This window comes from Planktothricoides sp. SR001 (genome assembly GCF_001276715.1).
GTDB lineage: Bacteria > Cyanobacteriota > Cyanobacteriia > Cyanobacteriales > Laspinemataceae > Planktothricoides > Planktothricoides raciborskii.
Genome location: NZ_LIUQ01000037.1, coordinates 66,792 through 67,080 on the forward strand (window position 1 = coordinate 66,792; position 289 = coordinate 67,080).

The window sequence follows — 289 nt, forward strand, 5'->3', positions numbered from 1 at the left end:
GGCTAATATTCTCCGTGAGTTGGGACTGGAGAAAGACCTTTCCCGCACATTGAATAATCTGGGGGTTGCCTACCTGACCCAAGCCCAATTGGGAGAACAGCCTTCGGCGAATCTCCAGAAAGCGATCGCTGCCTACGATGAAGCGGCTCATATTTGCCGTAAGTTGAAACTGGAGAAAGACCTTTCTGACACATTGAATAATCTGGGGATTGCCTACTGCAACCAAGCCGAATTGGGAGAACAGCCATCGGCGAATCTCCAGAAAGCGATCGCTGCCTACGATGAAGCG

1 pseudogene is annotated in these 289 nt (G+C 50.9%); it reads left to right on the plus strand.

From position 1 onward, the window contains the following. Window positions 1-289 (plus strand): annotated as a pseudogene (locus AM228_RS19695) (tetratricopeptide repeat protein); the annotation flags it as partial.